Source organism: Paenibacillus nuruki, assembly GCF_001721045.1.
Lineage (GTDB): Bacteria > Bacillota > Bacilli > Paenibacillales > Paenibacillaceae > Saccharibacillus > Saccharibacillus nuruki.
On record NZ_MDER01000030.1, the window covers coordinates 56,923 to 79,739 of the forward strand.

The 22,817-nt window shown below is 40.3% G+C and carries 20 protein-coding genes; 12 read left to right on the forward strand and 8 right to left on the reverse strand.

Going from position 1 to position 22,817, the window contains the following annotated elements; genetic code table 11:
• Positions 1–20: 20 nt before the first annotated feature.
• Positions 21–389: a MerR family transcriptional regulator gene (locus PTI45_RS04850; RefSeq protein ID WP_069326419.1), complete on the reverse strand. Its 369-nt coding sequence runs from the start codon at positions 387–389 to the stop codon at positions 21–23.
• A gap of 122 nt (positions 390–511) precedes the next feature.
• On the opposite strand from PTI45_RS04850, the gene PTI45_RS04855 reads away from it, so the two are divergent.
• Both PTI45_RS04855 and PTI45_RS04860 read left to right on the forward strand, forming a co-directional pair.
• Complete coding sequence (locus PTI45_RS04855) at positions 512–1,174, forward strand: NAD(P)-dependent oxidoreductase (protein WP_069326420.1); 663 nt, start codon at positions 512–514, stop codon at positions 1,172–1,174.
• Positions 1,175–1,300: 126 nt separating this feature from the next.
• The gene (locus PTI45_RS04860; protein WP_069326421.1) at positions 1,301–2,386 is read left to right on the forward strand and encodes an FAD-dependent monooxygenase; all 1,086 of its coding nucleotides are present in this window, start codon (positions 1,301–1,303) and stop codon (positions 2,384–2,386) included.
• A gap of 89 nt (positions 2,387–2,475) precedes the next feature.
• Here PTI45_RS04860 and PTI45_RS04865 read toward each other — a convergent pair whose 3' ends face one another.
• Positions 2,476–3,663: an MFS transporter gene (locus tag PTI45_RS04865; protein ID WP_245703422.1), complete on the reverse strand. Its 1,188-nt coding sequence runs from the start codon at positions 3,661–3,663 to the stop codon at positions 2,476–2,478.
• Between the two features lie 145 nt (positions 3,664–3,808).
• The gene (locus tag PTI45_RS04870) at positions 3,809–4,204 is read right to left on the reverse strand and encodes a MerR family transcriptional regulator (protein ID WP_069326423.1); all 396 of its coding nucleotides are present in this window, start codon (positions 4,202–4,204) and stop codon (positions 3,809–3,811) included.
• 231 nt (positions 4,205–4,435) lie between these two features.
• Here PTI45_RS04870 and PTI45_RS04875 point away from each other — a divergent pair, with 231 nt between their 5' ends.
• A complete protein-coding gene (locus tag PTI45_RS04875) occupies positions 4,436–4,909 on the forward strand; it encodes a DinB family protein (RefSeq protein ID WP_069326424.1) in 474 nt (157 codons plus the stop codon).
• Between the two features lie 94 nt (positions 4,910–5,003).
• On the opposite strand, the gene PTI45_RS04880 is transcribed toward PTI45_RS04875, so the two are convergent.
• Entirely contained in the window at positions 5,004–5,429 is a 426-nt protein-coding gene (locus PTI45_RS04880) for a MerR family transcriptional regulator (protein WP_083243352.1), read from the reverse strand.
• A 176-nt stretch (positions 5,430–5,605) separates the two neighbouring features.
• On the opposite strand from PTI45_RS04880, the gene PTI45_RS04885 reads away from it, so the two are divergent.
• The 3 genes from PTI45_RS04885 to PTI45_RS04895 all read left to right on the forward strand — a co-directional run bounded on the left by PTI45_RS04885 (position 5,606) and on the right by PTI45_RS04895 (position 9,157).
• Positions 5,606–6,718 carry an NADH-dependent flavin oxidoreductase gene (locus PTI45_RS04885; RefSeq protein ID WP_069326425.1) on the forward strand — a complete coding sequence of 371 codons (1,113 nt, stop codon included), beginning with the start codon at positions 5,606–5,608 and terminating at the stop codon, positions 6,716–6,718.
• A gap of 276 nt (positions 6,719–6,994) precedes the next feature.
• Positions 6,995–8,146, forward strand: coding sequence for a PQQ-dependent sugar dehydrogenase (locus PTI45_RS04890; RefSeq protein WP_069326426.1), 1,152 nt, complete (start codon positions 6,995–6,997; stop codon positions 8,144–8,146).
• Between the two features lie 159 nt (positions 8,147–8,305).
• A complete protein-coding gene (locus tag PTI45_RS04895; RefSeq protein WP_069326427.1) occupies positions 8,306–9,157 on the forward strand; it encodes a P-loop NTPase family protein in 852 nt (283 codons plus the stop codon).
• 140 nt (positions 9,158–9,297) lie between these two features.
• Here PTI45_RS04895 and PTI45_RS04900 read toward each other — a convergent pair whose 3' ends face one another.
• The 4 genes from PTI45_RS04900 to PTI45_RS04915 are packed head-to-tail and all read right to left on the reverse strand — an operon-like array spanning position 9,298 to position 13,247.
• The gene (locus tag PTI45_RS04900) at positions 9,298–10,110 is read right to left on the reverse strand and encodes an ABC transporter ATP-binding protein (RefSeq protein WP_069326428.1); all 813 of its coding nucleotides are present in this window, start codon (positions 10,108–10,110) and stop codon (positions 9,298–9,300) included.
• Positions 10,110–11,141 (reverse strand): FecCD family ABC transporter permease, encoded by a 1,032-nt coding sequence (locus PTI45_RS04905; RefSeq protein WP_069326429.1) that lies wholly within the window; start codon positions 11,139–11,141, stop codon positions 10,110–10,112. The genes PTI45_RS04900 and PTI45_RS04905 overlap by 1 nt, the downstream gene beginning before the upstream one ends.
• Positions 11,138–12,178 carry a FecCD family ABC transporter permease gene (locus PTI45_RS04910; protein ID WP_083243353.1) on the reverse strand — a complete coding sequence of 347 codons (1,041 nt, stop codon included), beginning with the start codon at positions 12,176–12,178 and terminating at the stop codon, positions 11,138–11,140. The genes PTI45_RS04905 and PTI45_RS04910 overlap by 4 nt, the downstream gene beginning before the upstream one ends.
• Positions 12,171–13,247, reverse strand: a complete 1,077-nt coding sequence (locus PTI45_RS04915; RefSeq protein WP_069326431.1) for an iron-siderophore ABC transporter substrate-binding protein — start codon at positions 13,245–13,247, stop codon at positions 12,171–12,173. Before PTI45_RS04915 ends, PTI45_RS04910 begins: the two co-directional genes overlap by 8 nt.
• A gap of 343 nt (positions 13,248–13,590) precedes the next feature.
• Between PTI45_RS04915 and PTI45_RS04920 the strand changes: the two genes are divergently transcribed.
• The 6 genes from PTI45_RS04920 to PTI45_RS04945 all read left to right on the forward strand — a co-directional run bounded on the left by PTI45_RS04920 (position 13,591) and on the right by PTI45_RS04945 (position 22,696).
• The gene (locus PTI45_RS04920) at positions 13,591–15,159 is read left to right on the forward strand and encodes an SAM-dependent methyltransferase (RefSeq protein WP_069326432.1); all 1,569 of its coding nucleotides are present in this window, start codon (positions 13,591–13,593) and stop codon (positions 15,157–15,159) included.
• Positions 15,160–15,686: 527 nt separating this feature from the next.
• A complete protein-coding gene (locus PTI45_RS04925; protein ID WP_425415567.1) occupies positions 15,687–17,303 on the forward strand; it encodes a xylulokinase in 1,617 nt (538 codons plus the stop codon).
• 2 nt (positions 17,304–17,305) lie between these two features.
• The gene (locus PTI45_RS04930) at positions 17,306–18,001 is read left to right on the forward strand and encodes an L-ribulose-5-phosphate 4-epimerase (RefSeq protein ID WP_069326434.1); all 696 of its coding nucleotides are present in this window, start codon (positions 17,306–17,308) and stop codon (positions 17,999–18,001) included.
• Positions 18,002–18,157: 156 nt separating this feature from the next.
• Complete coding sequence (araA, locus tag PTI45_RS04935; RefSeq protein ID WP_069326435.1) at positions 18,158–19,579, forward strand: L-arabinose isomerase; 1,422 nt, start codon at positions 18,158–18,160, stop codon at positions 19,577–19,579.
• A 227-nt stretch (positions 19,580–19,806) separates the two neighbouring features.
• Entirely contained in the window at positions 19,807–20,802 is a 996-nt protein-coding gene (locus PTI45_RS04940; protein WP_069326436.1) for a glycoside hydrolase family 43 protein, read from the forward strand.
• A gap of 364 nt (positions 20,803–21,166) precedes the next feature.
• The gene (locus PTI45_RS04945; RefSeq protein WP_069326437.1) at positions 21,167–22,696 is read left to right on the forward strand and encodes a malate:quinone oxidoreductase; all 1,530 of its coding nucleotides are present in this window, start codon (positions 21,167–21,169) and stop codon (positions 22,694–22,696) included.
• Positions 22,697–22,817 lie beyond the last annotated feature (121 nt).

A 22,817-nucleotide genomic window follows, 5' to 3' on the forward strand; every position in this document is an offset into this window, starting at 1 on the left:
ATGTCTCTGCAAAGTAGAAGCTACTCTTTCTTTTCTCGATCTTCCAACATTTTTAGAAAAGAGACTTTTTCACTTAAAAAATCGTGAATAAGATGGAGTTTTTGGATATCTTGCTCAATTTGAAGTTGATGCTGTTCAAGATATTCGCGTCGCTTTTGAGTACTCGCAAGCTGTCCATCTATAAATTCGTTAACTCCTATTCCCGTGGCTCGTAAAAGCTTCACCATCTTCAGCCAATCCAGATCAGCTTGTGCATACTTTCTGTAATTGTTAGTATCTCTGACAACAGGTTGCAGAACACGAATCTGCTCATAATAGCGTAATGTATCTTTGGATAATCCAGTTAACTGCACCATTTGCTTCATAGAATAATACTGTTCCTTAACCAATTCCGCTTCTCTCCTTGCTATGGAGTACACTCCATGCTGTATTCTGATTTTATCAGTACAAAATGTATCAGGTATTATTCATGATTAGCATAGTATACGAAATTCAAATTGGAGGATGATCTATGGAAGCTTCACCATCGACATTTTTAGTATTTGGCGCAACAGGTCGAACAGGTCAGCATTTTGTTAAGATCGCTCTAGCGAATGGACATAAAGTCAAAGCTTTAGTACGAGATATGACAAAGATGAAGCAACAACATATGAATTTGGAATTAATTCAGGGCTCTATTATGGATAATGAGGGTATGGATGGACTACTTCATGATGTCGATGTGGTGATTTGTATGCTTGGAGATGCTCAACAACAACAGAAAGAGGCGATCAACACGTTATTTGTGAAAAGAATAATACCCGCTATGCGGCGACAACGTGTAAAACAATTCCTTTATCAAGCTGGAGGATTTACTCGTCCTTATAAAGAAAAGCTTCCTTGGCTAACTTGGATTTTAAAAAATACAGTGGCAAGACGTGCCGGTCTTCTCGGTCAGCATAAAGATAATGAATCTGTTATCGAATATTTGGTGGATGAAGCACAAGATATCGATTGGATAGTACACCGAGCATGTATTATCGCAGAAGGTCCTACCAAAGGAATATTGAAAAGAGATCAAACTAAGTTTAGTATAGCCACTTTTGGAGATTGTGCAGCATATAATTATGGCCTTTTAAAGGATGATTCTGCTATTCATACATACGATTTAAGCTATTACAGCAAATCGTTTTGAAGTATAGCCTGTAGACTATTTGTATCAACAACTATGATATGCCATAATTTTTATATTCTGTTGATATTATTGTACTATGCTATCTCATGTACTTACAAATTATAGCGAAGAGCTGGAGGAAACAACATGAATAAACGAATTCTGATTAGTGGCGCAAGCTTTGCGGGTCTGGCTACAGCCTATTGGATGAACAAGCGAGGATATGAAGTAACTGTGGTCGAAGTTGCAAGCGGTCTCAAACAAGGTGGTACTCCGGTAAATATTCGCGAACATACGGTAGATATCGTCAAGCGTATGGGGCTCCTTGACCAAATTCAGGCGAATCAAATCCATATGGAACTGACCGAATTCAAAAATGCGGATGATGTAACCGAAAAATCAGAAATTCGTGAACCTCTTGCTGATGATGAATATGAAATAGAACGAGATACACTGCTACATATGATGTATGACGCTGTCAAAGACGATGTAGCGTTTGTATTTAGCGATAGCATTGTATCATTGGAAGACAACAACGATTGTGTCAAGGTAGCTTTCAAAAGTGGACAACAACGCTCGTATGATCTGGTGTTTGGCTGTGATGGCATTCATTCGATTGTTCGCAAATTGTGTTTTGGAAAAGAAGAAGAGTTCTCTCATTTTCTAAAAACCTATTTCTCTATCACTATCGTAGATAAGCTATTGATTCGCGAAAATACAACGCAGATGTACAATGAGCCGGGTAAAACCGTTATGGTGAATGCTTATAATGGTAAAACGGATATTGTGCTCTGCTTTTCTTCCGATCATGAAATTCCGTATGATTACCGCAATGAACAACAGCAACGGGATATTATACTAGAGCAGTTTACCGGTATGAACTGGCGTGTGCCTGAACTACTGGAAGAAGTGAAAAATTCACTACCTTTCTACTTTGATAAGCTTTGCCAGATGAAAATGCCGTCATGGACGAAAGGTCGGGTCGCATTGGTCGGTGATGCAGGCTATTGTGCTTCTCCTGCTGCTGGTATGGGTGGATCACTGGCTATCGATGGGGCGGCGGCTTTGGCAGATGCTTTTGAGCAACACCATGATGATGTAGAACTCGCCTTTCAGACGTACAATAAGAGTTTCCGTCCTTTTATCGAAGAAGTGCAAGCAGATGCGGCGATGATGGTCGAATTTCTGATTCCACAGACAGAAGACGCGATTCGCGAAAGAAATGCACAGTAGAGTTCGCTGATCCATTTTTTATGTTATACAGGAACCAAACAAAAGACCACTTTCTGCTATTACAAGAAGTGGTCTTTTTATGTTGTATATTATTGATGAACTTCATTAGACACTTGAGACCTTTTGTTAGAATCAAAAAACTTAATCTTGACCACAATACAGCTCAGTCCAAGCAATAGAAATACTATGCCACTCCAGATGATGGAATGGACTCCGATCTGAGATAGAAACCATCCGCCAGAAGTGGTGCCAATCGTAACTCCCAGATTAGCAAACGAAACAAACAAGCTATTGGCAAATTCAGGTGCTTCGCTGGCTTCTGATGTTAAACATGTCTGGCTAACGATCAAACCACCTGTAAAAACAGCTCCCCACAACAGAATAATGATTATCATAGGAATCGTATAACTGCCCATATAATAGACGAACAAATAAATAATGCCGAGTACAAAAGGATATAAAATAGTCGTTTTGAGCATATTTCTACTTAAATATGTAGCTGCCCGTATATTGCCAATGATCCCGCTCGCACCAAAAAGAATCAACATGATACTGACTACTTTGCCACTCATTCCGGTTACTACTTGAAGATATTCTGCAAAATAAGAATAGACAGAATATAAAGACGCTAGAAATAAACAAGCTGTTGCAATCGTGAGCCAGAGTTGTGGTTTTTTCAGGACAGTTAACTGTTTGCCAAAAGATAACTTTGCCTCAACCGGCAATGTTGGAATAAAGATCACAATGCCAAGGAGCGCGATCGCATTGATTACCGCTGAAAACAGAAATGCGATTGCAAGCGAAAACTGGTCTCCTATAAAAGCAGTGATCGGAACACCTAATACCATACCTATCGTTAAGCCAGTAAATACTTTGCCTACGGCTATTGCGCTTTGCTCTTTAGGTACAGAGCTTGCCGCGGCTGCAAAAGCGACAGAAAAGTAGACAGGGTGTAGAAAAGCGGGTAACAGTCGAAAGATCATCAAGGCTTCGTAACTTGGAGCAAATGCAGAGAAAACATTTGCGATCGTAAATACAATAAGTACACTAATCAGAACCCTTTTTCGATTGAACCCTGAAAGTAAAAGAGTCATGAACGGACCAAAAATAGCAATAATCAAAGCAAACATGCTCACTAACATCCCTGCTTGAGATACACTGATTTGAAAATGTTCAGCAATTTTTGGCAAAATTCCAACGATGCCAAACTCTGTATTTGTAATACCAAATACGCCAAGTGCAATCGCATAAGTGAAAAATGGTTTATTGGAGTACAACAGAATCATCCTTTCAAAATTAAGTTGATTAATTCAATGTATTTAGTTGGTATTATAGTAAAACCTCAACCATCCCATAAGAACTAGAAGGGAACGTATTCTAGCTGGACAGATTGAGGACATAGTAAAGAAAAGCGGATTATATTCACTCGGCAGATGATTGTTTTGATTGATAATCGTGTTCCATTCCTTTGTAGGTCACGATCTTATCGGCGAGTAAATCCATATTGTGCTGTAATTCCATCATTTTCTGCTGTACTTCTGCGTAGTGTTCTTCGAGAAGAATCCTCCTTGCTGTTAGAGTAGAATCACCTTGTCTTCGAAGTTCAGCAATTTCAAGCATATTGGTAATAGACATTCCTGTCGCTTTAAGACGGGTGAGAAATTGAATCCATGTTATGTCTGCTGAAGAATAGCAACGATACCCGAGCTCATTGCGATCAATCGAAGATAACAGTCCGATATTTTCATAATATCGAAGGGTGTGGACACTAAGACCTGTGACAGTAGCTACTTGTCGAATCGTTAATAATGTTTCCATGAGACAAAGTATATACCTTCGAGTGAACTCTAATGCAAGTTTTTTTTCGCGATACATTTTATGATGATGAGCATAGTAGAATAAGGATAGGGAGGTCGTTGTAATCCATAAATATGTTCTTTATAACTAGAGGATTAATAAGACGGTATATGAAATAATAAGAGGTAGAATAGAGTAGATCTGTTTTAAAAAAGTTCAAACATTCTGTTGGAAGAGAAGAGGAATATACCAATGAACATCTATTGTCAGGGGATTTTTAAGCAGATGGATATGGCTGTCGATTCTGTGATTAAGCTTATCAACACATTGAGTAATGAAGATCTGAGCATTAGACCCACCGCAGAGAAAATGTCGATCGGCGAATTGCTTGCGCATATGTCTGTACTTTGCAAAGCTGACTTTCTGATCGGGAAAGGTGTCTCTGAGGAAGAGATCGATCTTTTTTACAAAGAAGCAGAACCTGCACCTAATCTGAATGCGATCGCAGAGGCGTTATTGCATCATTATGATTTTCTAAAAGAAGGCATAGCACAGCTGGAGGAATCAGAGCTTTTGCAACAAACCATAGCATTCTGGGGTGGTACTCATTCCCGTTATGAATGGCTTTTGGATACTCAAGCACACTTCTACCATCATCGTGGACAATTGCATGCGATGCTTGTTCATGTGTTGAAGCGGGAGCCGAATGTGCAGTTGTTTGAGTAACATACATATAGCCCTGCACCATAACCTCAATCACATTTAGGATACAGGGCATTTTAGCAGATCATCGCACTTCATATACAAGCTGATCTTTTTGTTATTCATTAAGAATGTTTACTTCCATACCATGACATTTGAAAACATGATCCGGATTTTTGTCGACGGCATCTTTCTGAAGTTCGTACATGGCTAGTTTGTAATTGATTTCTTCTAGATGTTTTAATTCTTCTTCAATATGTTTTTGTATTTCTAATTTATGATTTTTCAACATTTCTTGTCTTTCTACAAAAGTGATATTGCCTGCTTCAAAAAGCTCTTTATATTCTTTTATTTTAGCAATAGACATGCCAGTTTCTCGAAGGCAACGAATAAAAGAAAGCCAGTCTATATTTTGTTCAGTATAGACCCGTCTCCCTTTTTCATCGCGAGATATGTTTGGTAGTATGCCCTGCTCTTCATAAAATCGCAGTGTTTTTGCAGATATATTTACATTTTCAACTACATAATTCATAGAATACGTCATATTATTTGTCTCCACCTTTTAGTTACAGTTACTGTAACCTAATCATAGCACGAAAGTGAATAGAGAAACTAGCATATTTGTTGTAACGCTATATAAAATTAACCTTTACTTCCCCTTACGTCAACCAATTACAATAACTATTGTAAAGAAAATATAAGACAAAGAGGGCTAACCATATGAATACAAAATATAGCAAGCTATTTGACTCATTTACTTTTAAAAGTGGAGTGACTATCAAAAACAGAGTGGTTATGGCACCGATGACTACATGGGCAAGTAATGAAGATCTTACCGTTTCCGAGGAAGAAATTAGCTATTATCAAGAACGTGTGAATGGTGTTGGACTGGTGATTACAGGATGTACGCATGTGACGCCGAATGGACAAGGGTTTACACATGAATTTGCCGGATACGATGATGCATTTATTCCTAGTTTACGTAAATTAGCGGATGCCGCTAAAAGTGGTGGAGCACCTGCGATCTTACAAATTTTTCATGCAGGGAATAAAGCTTTGCCTGAACTGGATGTAGTGAGTGCAAGTGCATTAGCATCTGAGGTTACGGCGCTTGGATCAACAGCAGCAGCAAGAGAATTATCCCACGAAGAAATTCTTGCGATGATTCAAGCCTTTGGGGATACAACAAAAAGAGCGATTGAAGCGGGATACGATGGTGTTGAGATTCATGGAGCGCACGGGTTTTTGATTCAAAACTTCTGGTCACCGTCGACTAACCAACGGACAGATCAATGGGGCGGTACGCTTGAAAATCGGTTACGTTTTCCAATGGCTATTATTGAAGAAATCAAATCTGTTATTGCAAAATATGCTACCAAGCCGTTCATGCTAGGATATCGCTTCTCACCAGAAGAATCATCCAAATCAGATGGATTGCGTATGAAAGATACGTATCAATTAATTGATTTTCTGGTAGAACAAGATTTAGATTATATCCATGCTTCGTTAGATCATTTATCCTCCAAACCAGTAGATGCACAAGATGACAAAACAAGACTTGCATTGATTTTGGAAAAAGCAAACGGTAGAGTACCTGTATTAGCAGCAGGTTCTGTGACAACAGCAGACCAAGCTCTTGAACATGTAGAATCAGGATTACCACTGATTGCACTTGGACATACATTAATAATGAATCCTGATTGGGTGGAAAAAGTAGAAATCGGGCGTGAGTCTGAAATTACTTCCGAATTAAATCTTTCCCGTATTCAGCTTCCAGAAAAATTGGTAACCATTCTTAAAAATTCACCAGGTTGGTTTAATATTAGCGAATAAAGTAAGATAATTAGTACTATACAAATATATTAAAAAAGAGAACCTTCTTAGATGAGTTCTCTTTTTTATTGTTTACTAAGATACATAAATTTGACTACGATTGGAGAAAATAATAGAGGATGATGAGGATTTAGTAGAGATTGATCCTGTAAATGAAGTAAATGAATAAATACGAATGAGCGAATAAAAAATAAGTAAAATCCATATTTCTCTATGTTTTCCGATTAGATACCTCCTCAACGGGTAAAAAATAACAAAAGGAAGAGGAGGAATATAATGCTTAATATGAAATCAAAAGGGAAAATGATTACAGTTGCTTTATTACTCGCTTTACCTCTATCTACAGCTACAGGAACGATCCAATCGTTAACTTTAGGACAGACGGCTGTTGCAGCTACATCTTCTACAACTGCTACTACATCGAAGCTTACAGACTCTTTGAAAGGTGGCTATACCGTCGCAGCGACCAAGCTAGATGTACCTTGGTCTATACAGTTCTCTGGCAATACCGTCTATATCACACAACGTGGTGGAGGCATTGTCCAGATTAAGAACGGTAAGCAAACGGTACAAAAAGTGCAGACCAAAAAGCCACTTCGTGTTGTAGGTGAAGCAGGACTGACAGGCTTCGTACTCGATCCTAAATTTACTACAAATAAAATGGCTTATATTTATCATGCGTATGAGAAAAATGGTGAAGGATTCAACCGAATTGTCAAAGTGAAGTTAGTCGGCAATGTCTGGAAAGAACAAAGCAAGCTAGTGGAAGGCATTCCCGGCGGACGTATTCATGAAGGTGGACGTTTAGCGTTTGGCCCAGACGGTATGTTGTATAGTACAGCCGGTGAAACGAATCGCAGAGAGCTTTCTCAAGATCTGAAAAGCTTAGGTGGCAAAATTCTGCGCATGACATCTACAGGCAAAATCCCTAAAGACAATCCGATCAAAAATTCATATGTCTATGCTTATGGACTACGCAACTCGCAAGGGATTGCATGGACATCTGACGGCAAATTATATGCATCCGATCATGGCCCAAGTGGCGCTCCCATCCCGGGCGGTGGCACAGATCGCACAGGTCTGGATGAAATGAATCTGATTAAGCCCGGTTCTAACTATGGCTGGCCTAAGATTATGGGCAACGAAACCGCACCAAATATGGTTTCTCCGCTCTATGTCGCTAGTTCCAAAGCGATCGCTCCATCCGGTATCGCTACGACTCCAGATGATACAATACTTGTTGCCACACTGGCAGGGAAGAGTCTAAAAGAATTTGACCCTGTTTCCAAAAAAATGACCGATATCTTAACAGATGTGGGACGTGTCCGTGATGTAGCAGTATACAACGGTAAGATTTATGTGATCACCAACAACACCGCAGGCGGAACACCAGAGAAAAATGATGATCGCTTGCTAATTTTAAAATAAGTAAGAGTTATTCTGATTAGATCATAAGATGAACAGAGTATTAAAATAAACAATAAAAAGAAGCAATTAGGAAAAGATACGCTATCCTGATTGCTTCTTTTTCATTTTATTTAGGTGAAGTGTTATGATGAAATTTAATACAGCCTGAAGGGAGTACCTATGAAGAGTACAAAGTTAATTATTGTTGAAGGTCTTATGGGATCAGGCAAAACGTCTACAGCGTCTTTTCTCCAAAAATACTTGGAGCAACAGCATATACAAGCTAGTGTATTTCTTGAAGGTGATCTGGATCATCCTGTCGATTTTGAAAGTGTAGCTTGTCTAAATGAGGACGAATATCGCTCGTTATTACGACAGTTTGAACATGATAAAGAGTGTATTCAGCAAATGGTTCACTCGCAAGGATCCAATCATTTTTTCTTTTATCAAAAAGCAAAACAGATATTAAACGATACATTTTCAGATGATCTATATACATATATAGCAACTTACGATATTTACGAATTACCATTAGCCAGACATTGCGAATTGCTTTTACAGAGTTGGAGAGACTTTGTAGATCGTGTAGCTGATAAGGATGAAGTGGTTGTTTTGGAATGTTGTTTTTTTCAAAATCCAATGTGTATGTTATTAGCTAAAAGTAATGCCGATCAGGCAGTCATTACGCAGTATATTCTTGAGCTTGCTGATATCATTAAGCCACTTCAACCTGTGCTTATTTATCTATATCAAGAAGATATCAGTAGAACATTACATCGAGTGAGTGCAGAACGATCCTCTGAATGGTTAGACTTTGTCATCTGGTATTATACAGAACAAGAATATGGCAAATCATATCAATTAAGCGGGGTAGAGGGACTGATAGAATGTCTGCAAGTGCGAAGAAGATTGGAATTAGAGATTTTGGAGCAGTTGAATATGAATAAATTGTTGATTGATAACTCAGTAATTAATGGGGAACAAACACAGCAAAAGCTTATAGATTATTTAAATGAGTTGAAGAATAGCTAATTGTAGTTCATATATTCGTATAATAGAACCCGTTTAGTTGGTATCGTAAATGAACACTAAACAAAAGAGGTTCTTCCAGATACATAGTATCTAGGAGAACCTCTTTTTTTATCTTTTATGATGCTACGCTACAGTGATCTTTACACCGTAACTCCACCTCCATGATACCGTCCCTTCGGCACAACCAACGGCGAACCTGAAATGGGATCTTCAATCACGGTACAATCCAATCCGAAAATCTCTTTCACTCGTTCACTGGTGACCACTTCCGCAGGAGTACCTTCTGCAACCAGCTTGCCCGTATGAAGAGCAAAGATATGATCTGCATATCGTGCCGACAAGTTGATATCATGAAGTACCATCACAATCGTAGTGCCATGCTTGCGATTCAGATCGGTCAACAGATCGAGAATCTCTACTTGATAGGTGATATCTAGAAAAGTGGTCGGTTCATCCAGAAATAAAATATCCGTTTGTTGCGCGAGTGCCATCGCAATCCAGACCCGTTGACGTTGTCCGCCAGACAGCTCGTCGATATTATGATTAGCGAATTGCGTAATATCCATAATCGTCATCGCTTCTGCAACAGCTTCATAATCTTTTTTGCTCCAGCTTCCGAACATCTTCTGATGAGGGAACCGTCCTCTACCGACTAGATCAGCAACAGAGATGCCTTCTGGCACGATAGGAGACTGGGGAAGCAGTCCGATAATGCGGGCTAAGGCTTTGGCAGGGAATTTACTTATCGGCTTACTATCCAGTGTTACGTGACCGGAAGTAGGTTTGATCAATCGAGCTAATGTTTTGAGTAGCGTCGATTTACCGCAACCATTTGAACCGATGATCACACTGATTTGGTGACTCGGTATCGTGAGGTCTACGCCGTGAATAACGGTTTTATTTTCATATCCTGCTACTAATTGTTCCGCTTGAAAAAGATGTGTCGGCTTCATTATAGTTCCCCCTTTTGATTCATTCGGATCAGCAAGAAGATCAGATAAGGCGCTCCGAGTAATCCAGTAATGATACCTACGGGGAATCTGTACTCAAACGCAAATTGTCCGATCAGATCGGCAGCTAGCACTAGATTCACACCGACCAATCCTGCGGGCATAATATTAGACGAACCTACGCCTACTAATCTTTTGGCAATTGGCCCAGCTAGAAAGGAGACAAAAGCAATCGGCCCTGTAGTCGCTGTCGCGATCGCCACCATACAGACCGAGCTCACAATCAGTGCAATCCGTGTGCGATCCGTGTTCACACCTAATGAGAAAGCAGATTGCTCTCCCAATTCTAAGATGCTCAAGTGCTTGCTAAGTCCAATAATTAGCGGTGAACAGATCAGCACAATAATGATCAGTGGCGGTAATTCACGCATCTGCGAACCGTTCAGACTACCTGTTAACCACCGAAGGGCTGAAGGAATATCTTGTTGAGCACTGATCAATAACAGATAAGAAATCACTGCATCCAGCATTGCCTGAATACCGATACCAATCAGAATTAAACGTCCAATCGAAAAGACTTTGCCTCTAGATAATATATAAATAAAAATAACGGTAATCAGCCCTGCAACCACAGAAGCAATCGAGATGACTGCATTACTAGCATGCAGAATCACAATACAAAAAACAGCTGCTGCGCTGGCACCTGAGGTAATCCCGATCACATTTGGATTCGCAAGTGGATTACGTAATATCGTCTGAAAAGTATAGCCAGCTACGCCAAAGGCAAATCCTGCAAACAGTCCTGCTAACATACGTGGTAAGCGAATCGTACTGACTGCAAAAGATACACCTTTGATCTTTTCTCCTGATAGAGCACGAATAACATCACCCAGTGGATAGATGGTATTGCCTAGTACAAGCATCGCGCAACATAGACCAACAGCAATGATAGCAAGCAGACTGGTCACAATGAACCAGCGGCGATGGCGTTGACGTCTGCCTGCTTGGATAAATTCAATCGCAGCTTGGCTCATAATGAACGCACTTTCGAGCGCATCGCTACTACGATTAAGATAGGAGCTCCTATAAAGGCAGTGACGATTCCCACTTCAAGCTCACCCGGATTACTGATCAGTCTGCCGCCGACATCAGATACCGTCAAAATAATAGCCCCTGTGATCGCAGACATAGGAATCACAAACCGCAAGTCGGCTCCCAGAATCAGCCGTATCACATGAGTAGCAAGTAGACCAACAAATCCTATCGGGCCAGCAAGTGCAGTCGCTGCTCCACATAATAAAACTCCTGCCAAAGCGGCGATCAATCGTAGGGTGCCCGTACGTACACCAAGACCTGTAGCCACATCATCACCAAGTGCTAACGCATTTAGTGCAGGTGCAGTGATAAAGCCAATCAATAAGCCGACTGCCAAAAACGGGATAAAGGTAGCTATCGCACTCCAATTTGCAGAGCCGACGCTACCTACTTGCCAGAATCTAAATTGATCCATCACATACGAGCGAGGAATCATAATCGCTGTTACGAGTGAAGATAGAGCTGCACTGGTTGCTGCACCGGCTAAGACCAGCTTGATCGGTGTAGCTCCGCCACGACCCATCGAACCAATCCCGAATACAAATACCGCGGTGATCGCTGCTCCAGCCAGAGCTAACCAGATATACTGATTGGCATGACTAATATTAAGAAAAGCGATCCCAAAAACCACAAACAAGGACGCTCCTGTATTCACTCCTAATATACTGGGATCAGCAATCGGATTACGGGTGACTGCTTGCATCAATGCACCGGATACGCCAAGAGCTGCTCCACAACATAAGCTGAACACTGTGCGAGAAATGCGTTTACGTACAATATTAGCGCCGTAACTATCGACATTCGGATAAAATAACCCGTCTATTAATTCGTGCCATCCTATTGATCTTGAACCTAAGACCAGGGAGGCAATAGCAGTGAACCCGAGCAAGATCAAGCAAATGATCAGCACCCATACGAAGTTTTTAGGCATATGTGAGTGTAAGTGTTTCTCATTTGAAAGAGTTGAACTATCCATTTACTTTATCAGCAGCAGCACCGATTAATTTCAAATATTCATCGATGGTGTATGAAATCGAAAGTGGATTAGGTGTTCCAGCAGCTACCAAAGGAGTATCGCTTGTGATAAACGCTACTGAACCTCTTTGAATTGCAGGAATTTTACCAAGCAATGGATCTGCTTTGACGGCTTGATACAATTTGTCATCGCCATATCCGATTAAGATATCGGCATCGTTTAATACTTCTGCATTTTCAGCACTCAAGTTTAAAGAATAGCTTTTTGGATCTTTGATTTCTTTTGTTATACTTGCTGGAGCATCCATGCCTAATTCTTTTAAGAACGATACACGAGAATCAGCAGGCGTATAAATATGAAGTTTGGACATATCCGTATCGGAGAAATTCACCCATACGACTGTTTTACCTTTGATTTGCGGATAAGCACTTAGCTTGTCGTTGACTAATTTTTCGGTATCTTTGATCAATTGTTCGCCTTGCGCTTTCATACCCATTCCTGTCGCATTGAGCAATACTTGTTCACGCCAAGTGGTTGCCCAAGGAGCTGTTGGATAAGCGACAACAGGAGCAATCTGACTGAGTGTATCGTAATCTTCTTGCGTAATACCAGAGTATGCTGCAAGAATAACATCTGGATTAGAATCGGAAATCGCTTCAAAATCTAGACCATCGGTATCTTGGAAAACGTTCGGATTTTTCACACCAAGCTCATCTAGCTTTTTGGCTGTCCATGGCAAAAGTCCACTACCATCTTGAACTCCAAAGTTCGCTGCTGAAAAGCCGACAGGGACCACACCTAGAGCAAGTGCTACATCTTGGTTCGCCCATTGTACTGTAGCTACACGTTCAGGTTTGCTTTCGATCACAGCCTCGCCTAGAGCATGCTTGATCACGATTGGATACTCTGTTGTATCTGCTGGTGTAGCGGCTGCCTCTGTATTCGTTGTTTCTGTTGGAGCTGGAGTTGTTGTAGAAGCCGCTTGGTTGTTGGAACAACCAACGAGAGCAACAATCGACATGATTAAGATCAGTACCGCGGTAAAAGATAATTTCTGTCTAGTATTCATAGTGATCCCCTTTCGTACCCGAACATGATTGTTAATGGTACTTAGTCTCTGATTTTGGTGTTGATTATCTTAAATGAGTAAACTCAAATGAAATATAAGCATATGTAATACATGATAATGATTATCAACCTCAATAATATAGCGTTTTATCTCTAGCAGTGTCAATGAAAAAGTGGCAATTTAATAAGGAAATTCATCATATTTCTTCACTTTTCGCCAAAGTATGTAAGCATTGTTATAATAAACTTTTTTACATCATAAGCAGGTAGTGGTTTACAATATATTTATAGATATTTCAATGAAATCGTAGATGATTAATCTCAAGAAAGCAGGATATTATAAAATGACAGAACAGCACCAACAACGTTACCGTTTTAGTGAAGCACCGATATGGAGTCTGCAACGCAAATATTACGAAGATGCAGGCCTAGAAGCATGGAGAAATGATCAAGTTCCTCAATACATTACAAGTAATCCTGCTACAGCGATTGCTTATGCTGAAATGATTTTTGCTTTTTTACAAGATCAGATGAATCAAGGATTAGGTGCAGAACCAGTCTATATTGTCGAACTGGGAGCAGGAGCAGGTCGTCTGGCTTACCATGTCTTATATGAATTGCAAAAGTTAAAAGAATACGCAGGTATTGATGTACCGGAGTATCACTATGTCATGACAGATCTGGCAATGAATAATGTGATCGGCTGGAGAGAACACTCTGCATTACAGCCATTTATCGAACAAGGGATTCTTGATTTTGCTCAATTTGATGCCGTGCAAAGTGATTCGCTTCATTTAACCGTATCAGGGAAAGTCATTCAACAAGGTGATCTCACACAACCGCTCCTGATTATTGCAAATTACTTCTTCGATGCGATTCCGCAGGAATTGATCTATGTGGATGAAGGCAGTATTTATGAAGCTGATGTGTATATTGAATATTCCAAAACAGGTGCTGAATTTGAAGCACTGACTACTTCTCAACAACTCAATCATATTCATTTGAGTTATGAATATCGCAAAGCACCGGAGTATGAGCAAGATGATTATATTTATCGTGATCTAATTGCGATCTATCAAGAACGTCTGGAAGATGCACATATCTTATTTCCCAAAGTGGGACTAGAATGTCTGGATCGCCTGGATGCTTTATCTCAATCAGGTTTTATGTTGCTGACCGCAGATAAAGGCGATCATTTGATCGAAAATTGGGAATTTGCAGAACCGCCTGAATTGGTGTTGCATGGTAGCTTTTCTTTAATAGCGAATTACCATGCTGTCCAGTATGTGTTCGAGCAAAAAGGAGCAGAGATTCTATTTGTTCCGCATCATTACAACAACATCAATGTCGGTTGTATTTTACATGTAGCACAGCCCAAAGCATATACGAATACACGATTAGCCTATCGCCGTTCAGTCGAACGCTTTGGCCCCGACGATTTCTTTAGTCTAAAAATGTGGATCGATCGTCATCTGGATGAGTTAGGGATGCAACAAATTTTAAGCTTTTGGCGCTTAGGTGGATATGATGCGGAGTTCTTTATTCAGACGACCAAGCAAATTTCTGCATTATTACCCGAAGCCAACGATGAGGAAAAGCAAGATCTATGGATGGGAATTCAGAAAATGTGGTCAGCCTTCTATGTGATGCCACAACGATATGATCTGGCACTGGATGCCGGTCTGATTTTATTTGAAATGGATATGTTCCAGGAAGCGAAGCAGTATCTAGAAATATCAGTTGCTCAAGAGCAAGAGGAAGTCGTGTCGACCGTATATTACTGTCTGGCGATTGCGTGTCTGGAACTGGATCTAATGGATCAAGCCGAAGAGTACTTGAAGCAACTACTTGTTCTTGAACCGGATCATGAAGAAGCATTGGCATTAATGTCGGTATTGATGGCGGAAGAATAATTACGAATCTAACCCGTTATAGAGCTACAACAAGAAGAAGCATTGAAGAGTGTTTTAATCTCTTTGATGCTTCTTTTATTTGTCTATAAACAGACAATATTATGTATTATGTCGAACTTGTACGTACATATTTTAAAGGTTTGAGTAATTGTCTAAAATTATTATAATTTATGTATATTTTAACTTATATAAGTCGTTAAATGATCCAAAAAGGCTTGAATAAAGCATTTAATTAAGGATGTATATTTTATTTTTACTATAAAAAGAGTGTCTATATCACTTCTCATAGAAGACAAAGAGATATTTTTTATCTTTTTTTGATTTAAAAAGGGATCTTACATTGACAAATGTACGTACAAAAAATATACTGTAACTGTTACAAAAAGAAAACGCATTCTTTTTAAAAAGAATATTGGAGATTACCATACTTATAGATAATGTAGTGACTTTATTTTGAAATATATGCTTAATCCGTACGACTAACGTATCAACACCAAACTGCACTATAGAGAGGGGACTACATGAGCATGAGTCATGTGGATATGAAAGAAGCGATTATGAACGGAGAGACTTCGCTCGGGATTGAATTTGGCTCCACACGGATCAAAGCGGTCTTGATTAATAAGCAATTTGAGACCATCGCATCGGGAAGTTATGAATGGGAGAATTTGTTGAAAGACGGATTCTGGACATACGATCAAGCGGATATTATTACAGGGATGCAGACAGCTTATCGTGAAATGAAGCAAGAAGTAGAGCGCCAATATGGAATCACGCTACAGACAGTGGGTTCGATTGGATTCTCTGCCATGATGCACGGCTATGTAGCACTGGATAAACAAGGCGAATTACTGGTTCCTTTCCGCACATGGCGTAATGCGACAACAGGCGTAGCAGCCAAAGAATTAACTGAACTGTTCCAATTCAATATTCCAGAACGTTGGAGTATCGCCCATCTGTACCAAGCGATTCTGAATCAAGAAAGTCATGTACCTCAGATTGCATCGTTAACGACATTAGCAGGATACATACACTGGTTGTTAACAGGCAATCAAGCGGTGGGAATCGGCGATGCGTCCGGTATTTTCCCGATTGAAGAGTCTGCGCATAATTACCATCCATCCATGTTGGCTCAATTTAATGAATTGATTGCAGATAAAGGATACGCATGGAAAATCGAAGATTTGTTACCGAAAGTGTATCGTGCAGGAGAGCAAGCGGGTCTGTTAACAGAAGCAGGTGCTCAATTACTCGATACTACCCAAACGTTGCAAGCTGGTATTCCATTTTGTCCGCCAGAAGGCGATGCAGGTACAGGAATGGTTGCCACCAATAGTGTAAGAAAGCGCACTGGTAATATTTCTGTTGGTACTTCGGTATTTGCGATGATCGTACTGGAAAAAGAATTGTCTAAAGTTCATCCAGAGATTGATATCGTAACGACACCAGACGGTAGCCCTGTTGGAATGGTGCATGCTAACAACTGTTCTAGTGATATCAATGCATGGTTAGGATTGTTCCGTGAATTTTCCGAAGCGATGGGATACGAAGCCGATAATGCCAAGCTATTCAGCGTGATGTTCAACAAAGCGCTTGAAGCTGATCCAGATGGCGGTGGATTGCTTAGCTATGGTTATTATTCCGGTGAAAATATTACAGGTATTGAAAAAGGTCGTCCATTATTTGTCCGTTCACCTGAAAGTCGCTTTAATCTAGCGAACTTTATGCGTACTCATCTATTCTCTGCTTTTGGTGCATTGAAGATCGGAATGGATATTTTGACCAAAAATGAAAATGTAGCGATCGATAGTATTCTTGCTCATGGCGGTCTATTCAAAACACCTGTAGTCGGACAGCGAATCGTTGCAGCAGCAATGAATGTACCGATTTCGGTAATGGCGACAGCTGGTGAAGGTGGAGCATGGGGAATGGCACTATTAGCTTCTTATATGATCAACAAAGACGAGCAGGAAAGTCTGGATATCTTCTTGGAACAAAAAGTATTCCATGATGTTGTCGGTGAACAAGTACAGCCAGATGCAACCGATGTGAAAGGGTTCGAAGCCTTTATCGAGCGTTATCAGCAAGGATTGGCTATCGAACAAGCAGCTGTAGATCATTTGTTAGAGAACGGGAGGAACTAAGCATGTTAGAGCAGTTAAAAGAAGAAGTCTATCAAGCAAATCTAGAATTACCGAAGCATGGATTGGTCAAATTCACATGGGGAAATGCCAGTGCTGTCGATCGTGAAAGTAATCTATTTGTGATCAAGCCAAGCGGTGTCGATTATGAAACGATGAAACCTAGCGATATGGTGGTTGTTGATCTGGATGGCAATGTGGTTGAAGGCGATATGAGACCTTCTTCGGATACAGCGACTCATGCGGTTCTGTACAAGCATTATCCACAAATTGGCGGCATTGTGCATACCCATTCCACATGGGCAACAATCTGGGCGCAAGCGGGTCTGGATGTGCCTGTAATGGGAACGACACATGCAGATACATTCTATGGCGCTGTACCTTGTGCACGCTTCTTGAACCAAGCAGAGATTGATCGTGGATATGAAGCGGAGACAGGGAATGTCATTATCGAAACGTTCGAACAACGTGGACTTGATGTCATGGCGATTCCAGCTGTATTGCTTCATGGTCATGCACCATTTACATGGGGGAAAGATGCGAAGTCTGCTGTAGTGAATAGTGTTGTGCTTGAAGAAGTCTGCAAAATGAATCTATATGCACGTCAATTGAACAACTTTGCTAAAGAATTGCCACAGAATATTCTGGATAAACATTATCTGCGCAAACATGGTAAAGATGCGTATTACGGGCAAAAGTAATATAAAGAAATCTTTTTGAATATAGAGAGTACAAGATGATGGTGACTTATTAAAGTAGAAATGTATACACGTCTCTTTACACACTGGATTTGTTTTCAATAAACTCACTTTTAAATAACTCTCACTAATATAATTATGAAAAGAGGATGAAATGATATGTCAGTAGCAACTAAACAATTTTGGTTCGTAGTCGGTTCACAGCATTTGTACGGAGAAGAAGCACTAGGACAGGTTAAAGCAAATGCACAAAAAATCGCAGACTCGTTAAACGCTAGCGGAGTATTGCCGTATCCATTGGTATTGCAAGATTTGGCAGTAACCGCAGACAAAATCACCAGCATTATGAAAGAAGTCAATTACCGTGATGAAGTCGCTGGTGTAATCACATGGATGCATACTTTCTCTCCTGCAAAAATGTGGATTCGTGGTACGAAATTGCTACAAAAACCATTGCTTCATTTGGCAACACAATACAATGAGAGTATTCCATGGTCTACGATTGATATGGACTTTATGAACTTGAACCAAGCGGCGCACGGTGATCGTGAATACGGATTTATCAATGCTCGTCTAGGGAAACAAAACAAAATCGTGGTTGGATATTGGGAGCGTCCAGAAGTGCAACAACAGATCGCAGACTGGATGGATGTTGCGTTTGCTTATAACGAAAGCTTTAATATTAAAGTTGCTCGTTTTGGCGACAACATGCGTAATGTGGGTGTAACCGAAGGCGACAAAGTTGAAGCACAAATTCAATTTGGCTGGACAGTCGATTATTACGGTATTGGCGATCTTGTAGAATACGTTAATGCTGTGACTGAACAAGAAATCGACGAATTGCTTACTCAATACAAAGAATTGTATGACTTTGAATATGGTACGTACAGCCAAGAAGCTTGGGAAGCAAGTGTACGTGTACAAGTAAGTTATGAGATCGCAATCAAGCGTTTCTTGGATAACGGTGGGTACACAGCATTTACGACTAACTTTGAAGACTTGCACGGTATGAAGCAACTTCCAGGTCTTGCGGTTCAACGTTTGATGGCGCAAGGGTATGGTTTTGCAGGTGAAGGGGATTGGAAAACAGCAGCATTGGATCGCCTGCTGAAAGTGATGAGCCACAATGAAAATACAGGCTTTATGGAAGATTACACGTATGAAATGGCTGAAGGTCAAGAAGCGATCTTGCAATCTCATATGTTAGAAGTTGATCCGACTCTTGCGAGTAGCAAACCGAAAGTAGTTGTATCTCCACTAGGCATCGGCGATCGCGAAGATCCAGCTCGTCTTGTATTTGATGGTAAAGCAGGCGAAGGTGTTGTTGTATCCATGGCTGACTTTGGTACTCATTACAAATTGTTGATCAACGAAGTGTCTGCATTCGAGCCTACGGTTCCTGCACCGAACTTACCGGTCGCACGTGTACTATGGCAAGTAAAACCTAACTTCCAAGACGGCGTACGTGCTTGGATCGAAAATGGTGGCGGTCACCATACGGTTGTATCGTTGAACCTTACAACAGACCAAATCGTAACCTATGCAAAATTAGTGAACTTGGATTATGTTATTATTAAATAAAAATGGTAAATAGCTGATTGATCGATGGATGAATTATAAAAAGTAAGATCACATGCAAAGTCGGAGTTCATCTCCGACTTTTTGCGTTTTGTTGTTAATATTGAGAATAGGATGATGGATATACTGATTGCTTGCAGACTATACTTGATTTGAATAGACTTCAACATCTATAAAGGGTATACTTTATCTATTTTTGAAAGCGTGTTCAATCAAAGGAGCTGATTGCTATGACTGTTTATAATAGTGCTTGTGATGTAAGTCAACCGCAAGAAGGTCATCGTCTAACTGATATTCCTGCTCATGATCCATTTGTGTTAGCTGATTCATCGACAGGTACATATTATTTATATACCGGCGCAGTACCTTCACTACACGGAGTAGCATCTTATGGAGTATTAACGTATACCAGTCAGGACTTGGAGTCTTGGAAAGGCCCTTATCTTGTCTTTACCATACCTGAAAATAGTTGGGCACATCCTCAACATGGGGCTTGGGCTCCTGAAGTACACGCTTATAAAGGTCGGTACTATTTATTTGTGACACTTCATAATCAAGAGCGGAAGCTAGATGGTGAGCCTGTTCAAGGGTATGAGAAGCATTGGAGAGGTACTGTGATTGCTGTGAGCGATTCACCAGCAGGCCCTTTTGAAATGATCAACCCGGAAGCTCCTGTGGTATCTTCAACTCAGATGACATTAGATGGCACGCTGTATATGGATGAACAAGATGAGCCATGGATGGTCTATTGTCATGAATGGATTCAGACGATTGACGGTACGATCGAAGGGGTGCGTCTTGATGCTGACTTATCAACTGCTATCGGAGAACCGATGACGTTATTACAAGCTTCTTCGGCACCGTGGTTATCCCAGCAACAGCATGCGCTAGAGGATCAAGAGATATCTGTCTATGTCACCGATGGTTGTCAGCTTTATCGTACATTTAGCGGTAAGCTAATGATGCTGTGGTCAAGCTATGAAGGAGATAGCTATGTGCAGACGATTGCTCGCTCAATCAGTGGTACACTTGCAGGTCCGTGGGAACAATTGGAGCCATTAGTGAAAGAAGATAGCGGTCACGGGATGCTTTTTCAGACTTTTGATCAGCAATGGATGTTGATTTTGCATCGTCCTTTTGATATGCCTGCTTCACGTTGTTATCTATATGAGATTGAAGATACTGGAGATCGATTTAGACTGAAACATTCGATAGCAACGTTGTAATGCCAACTATATAATGATCGCTGTACCTAAAGGATACGTAGTTCCTATCCAAAGCTAACGTATCCTTTTGACCTACATATTATGTATAATATAACATAATAAAAGCTGTAGATTGCTAGACAAAAGCACAGTAACCCGATAGACTTTAAGATGTTCGACTATTTCAGTCAATCTTCTCATTTTTTACCAGATCAAAATAGTTTATAATGAAGAGACACATGCCGATAATATTTTAAATAGAAGATAATTTGGTTATAATGAATACAGATAACGTATATTCCTGAGTGGAGCTTTGCTTCTGGAATGACCTGGATAGAAGCGCCTGCTCTTTTTTGCAAATATAAAGAGATAAAGGAAGGTTTTTATGAACAGCATACCGAAAAAAACAGACATTATCTTAATTGGTGCCGGAGTCATGAGTGCGACTTTGGGGTCATTGCTTAAAGAGTTAGCACCCGAATGGGAAATCAAAGTATTTGAGAAGCTAGCCAATGCAGGAGAAGAAAGCTCTAACGAATGGAATAATGCAGGAACAGGTCATGCTGCGCTGTGTGAACTGAACTATACGTCAGAGAAGCCAGATGGATCGGTCGATATTAGCAAAGCCGTTAATATTAACGAACAATTTCAACTATCCAAGCAATTCTGGTCTCATCTCGTAAAGCGCAATATTATTCGTCGACCACAAGACTTTATTAAGCCGATTCCACATATGAGTTTTGTATTAGGACAAAGTAATGTGACTTTTCTGAATAAAAGATTTAAAGCGCTTTCGGAAAATCCATTATTTCAAGGCATGCAATATTCAGAAGACCCGGTTAAATTAAAACAATGGATTCCATTAATGATGGAAGGTCGTACATCGAATGAACCGATCGCCGCTACCAAAATCGATTATGGAACCGATGTGAACTTTGGTGCGTTAACTCGTATTTTATTCGACGATCTCAAAACTAAAAATGTAGAAATACACTATAAACATATGATTAAAGATATCAAGCGTGCTGCCGAAGGTGGATGGGAAGTCAAAGTCCATAATATTAGCACAGGCAAAACAGAACTTCATATTGCCAAATTTGTTTTTATTGGCGGTGGTGGCGGTAGTCTACCGTTGCTTCAAAAAACAGGTATTCCTGAATCCAAGCATATCGGTGGATTTCCGGTTAGTGGCGTATTTATGTCATGTACCAATCAAGCAGTGATTGAACAACATCATGCCAAAGTCTATGGTAAAGCAAAATTAGGTGCTCCGCCGATGTCTGTACCGCATTTGGATACACGTTATATTGGTAATAAAAAAGCATTACTCTTCGGGCCATTTGCAGGCTTTTCACCGAAATTCTTGAAAACGGGTTCAAATATGGATCTGATCAATTCGGTCAAACCGAACAACTTGTTCACAATGTTAGCCGCAGGAGCAAAAGAAATGGCGCTAACCAAATATCTGATTCAACAAGTGATGCTGTCAAACGATAAACGGATGGAAGAAGTACGTGAATTCGTTCCTAATGCCAAAAGCGAAGATTGGGAAATCGTTGTTGCTGGTCAGCGTGTGCAAGTTATCAAAGACACAGAAGATGGCAAAGGTACACTTCAATTCGGGACAGAAGTCGTCAGTGCTGCTGACGGATCGATTGCTGCGTTGCTAGGTGCTTCACCGGGTGCTTCGACAGCTGTACATGTTATGCTCGATCTTTTCCAAAAATGCTTCCCGCAACGGATGCCAGAATGGGAACCTAAGCTTAGAGATATGATTCCTTCGTATGGTAAAAAGCTGGCGGAACATCCAGACCTTTTTCAAAGCATTCATGCCTCCACTTCTGACACGTTAGGTCTAAGCGATTATCCAGCGACTGAGCTAGATATGGATACCAAAGTCTTTAAAAAGGTATAGCTTGATGTGGAGCAACATAAGATAACATACGGTAATGTAAATAGTAGAACCTTTGATCTGTTTTGCAGATGGAAGGTTCTTTTTTTGACCAAAATTCCATATATCGCCAATCTAAACAGTC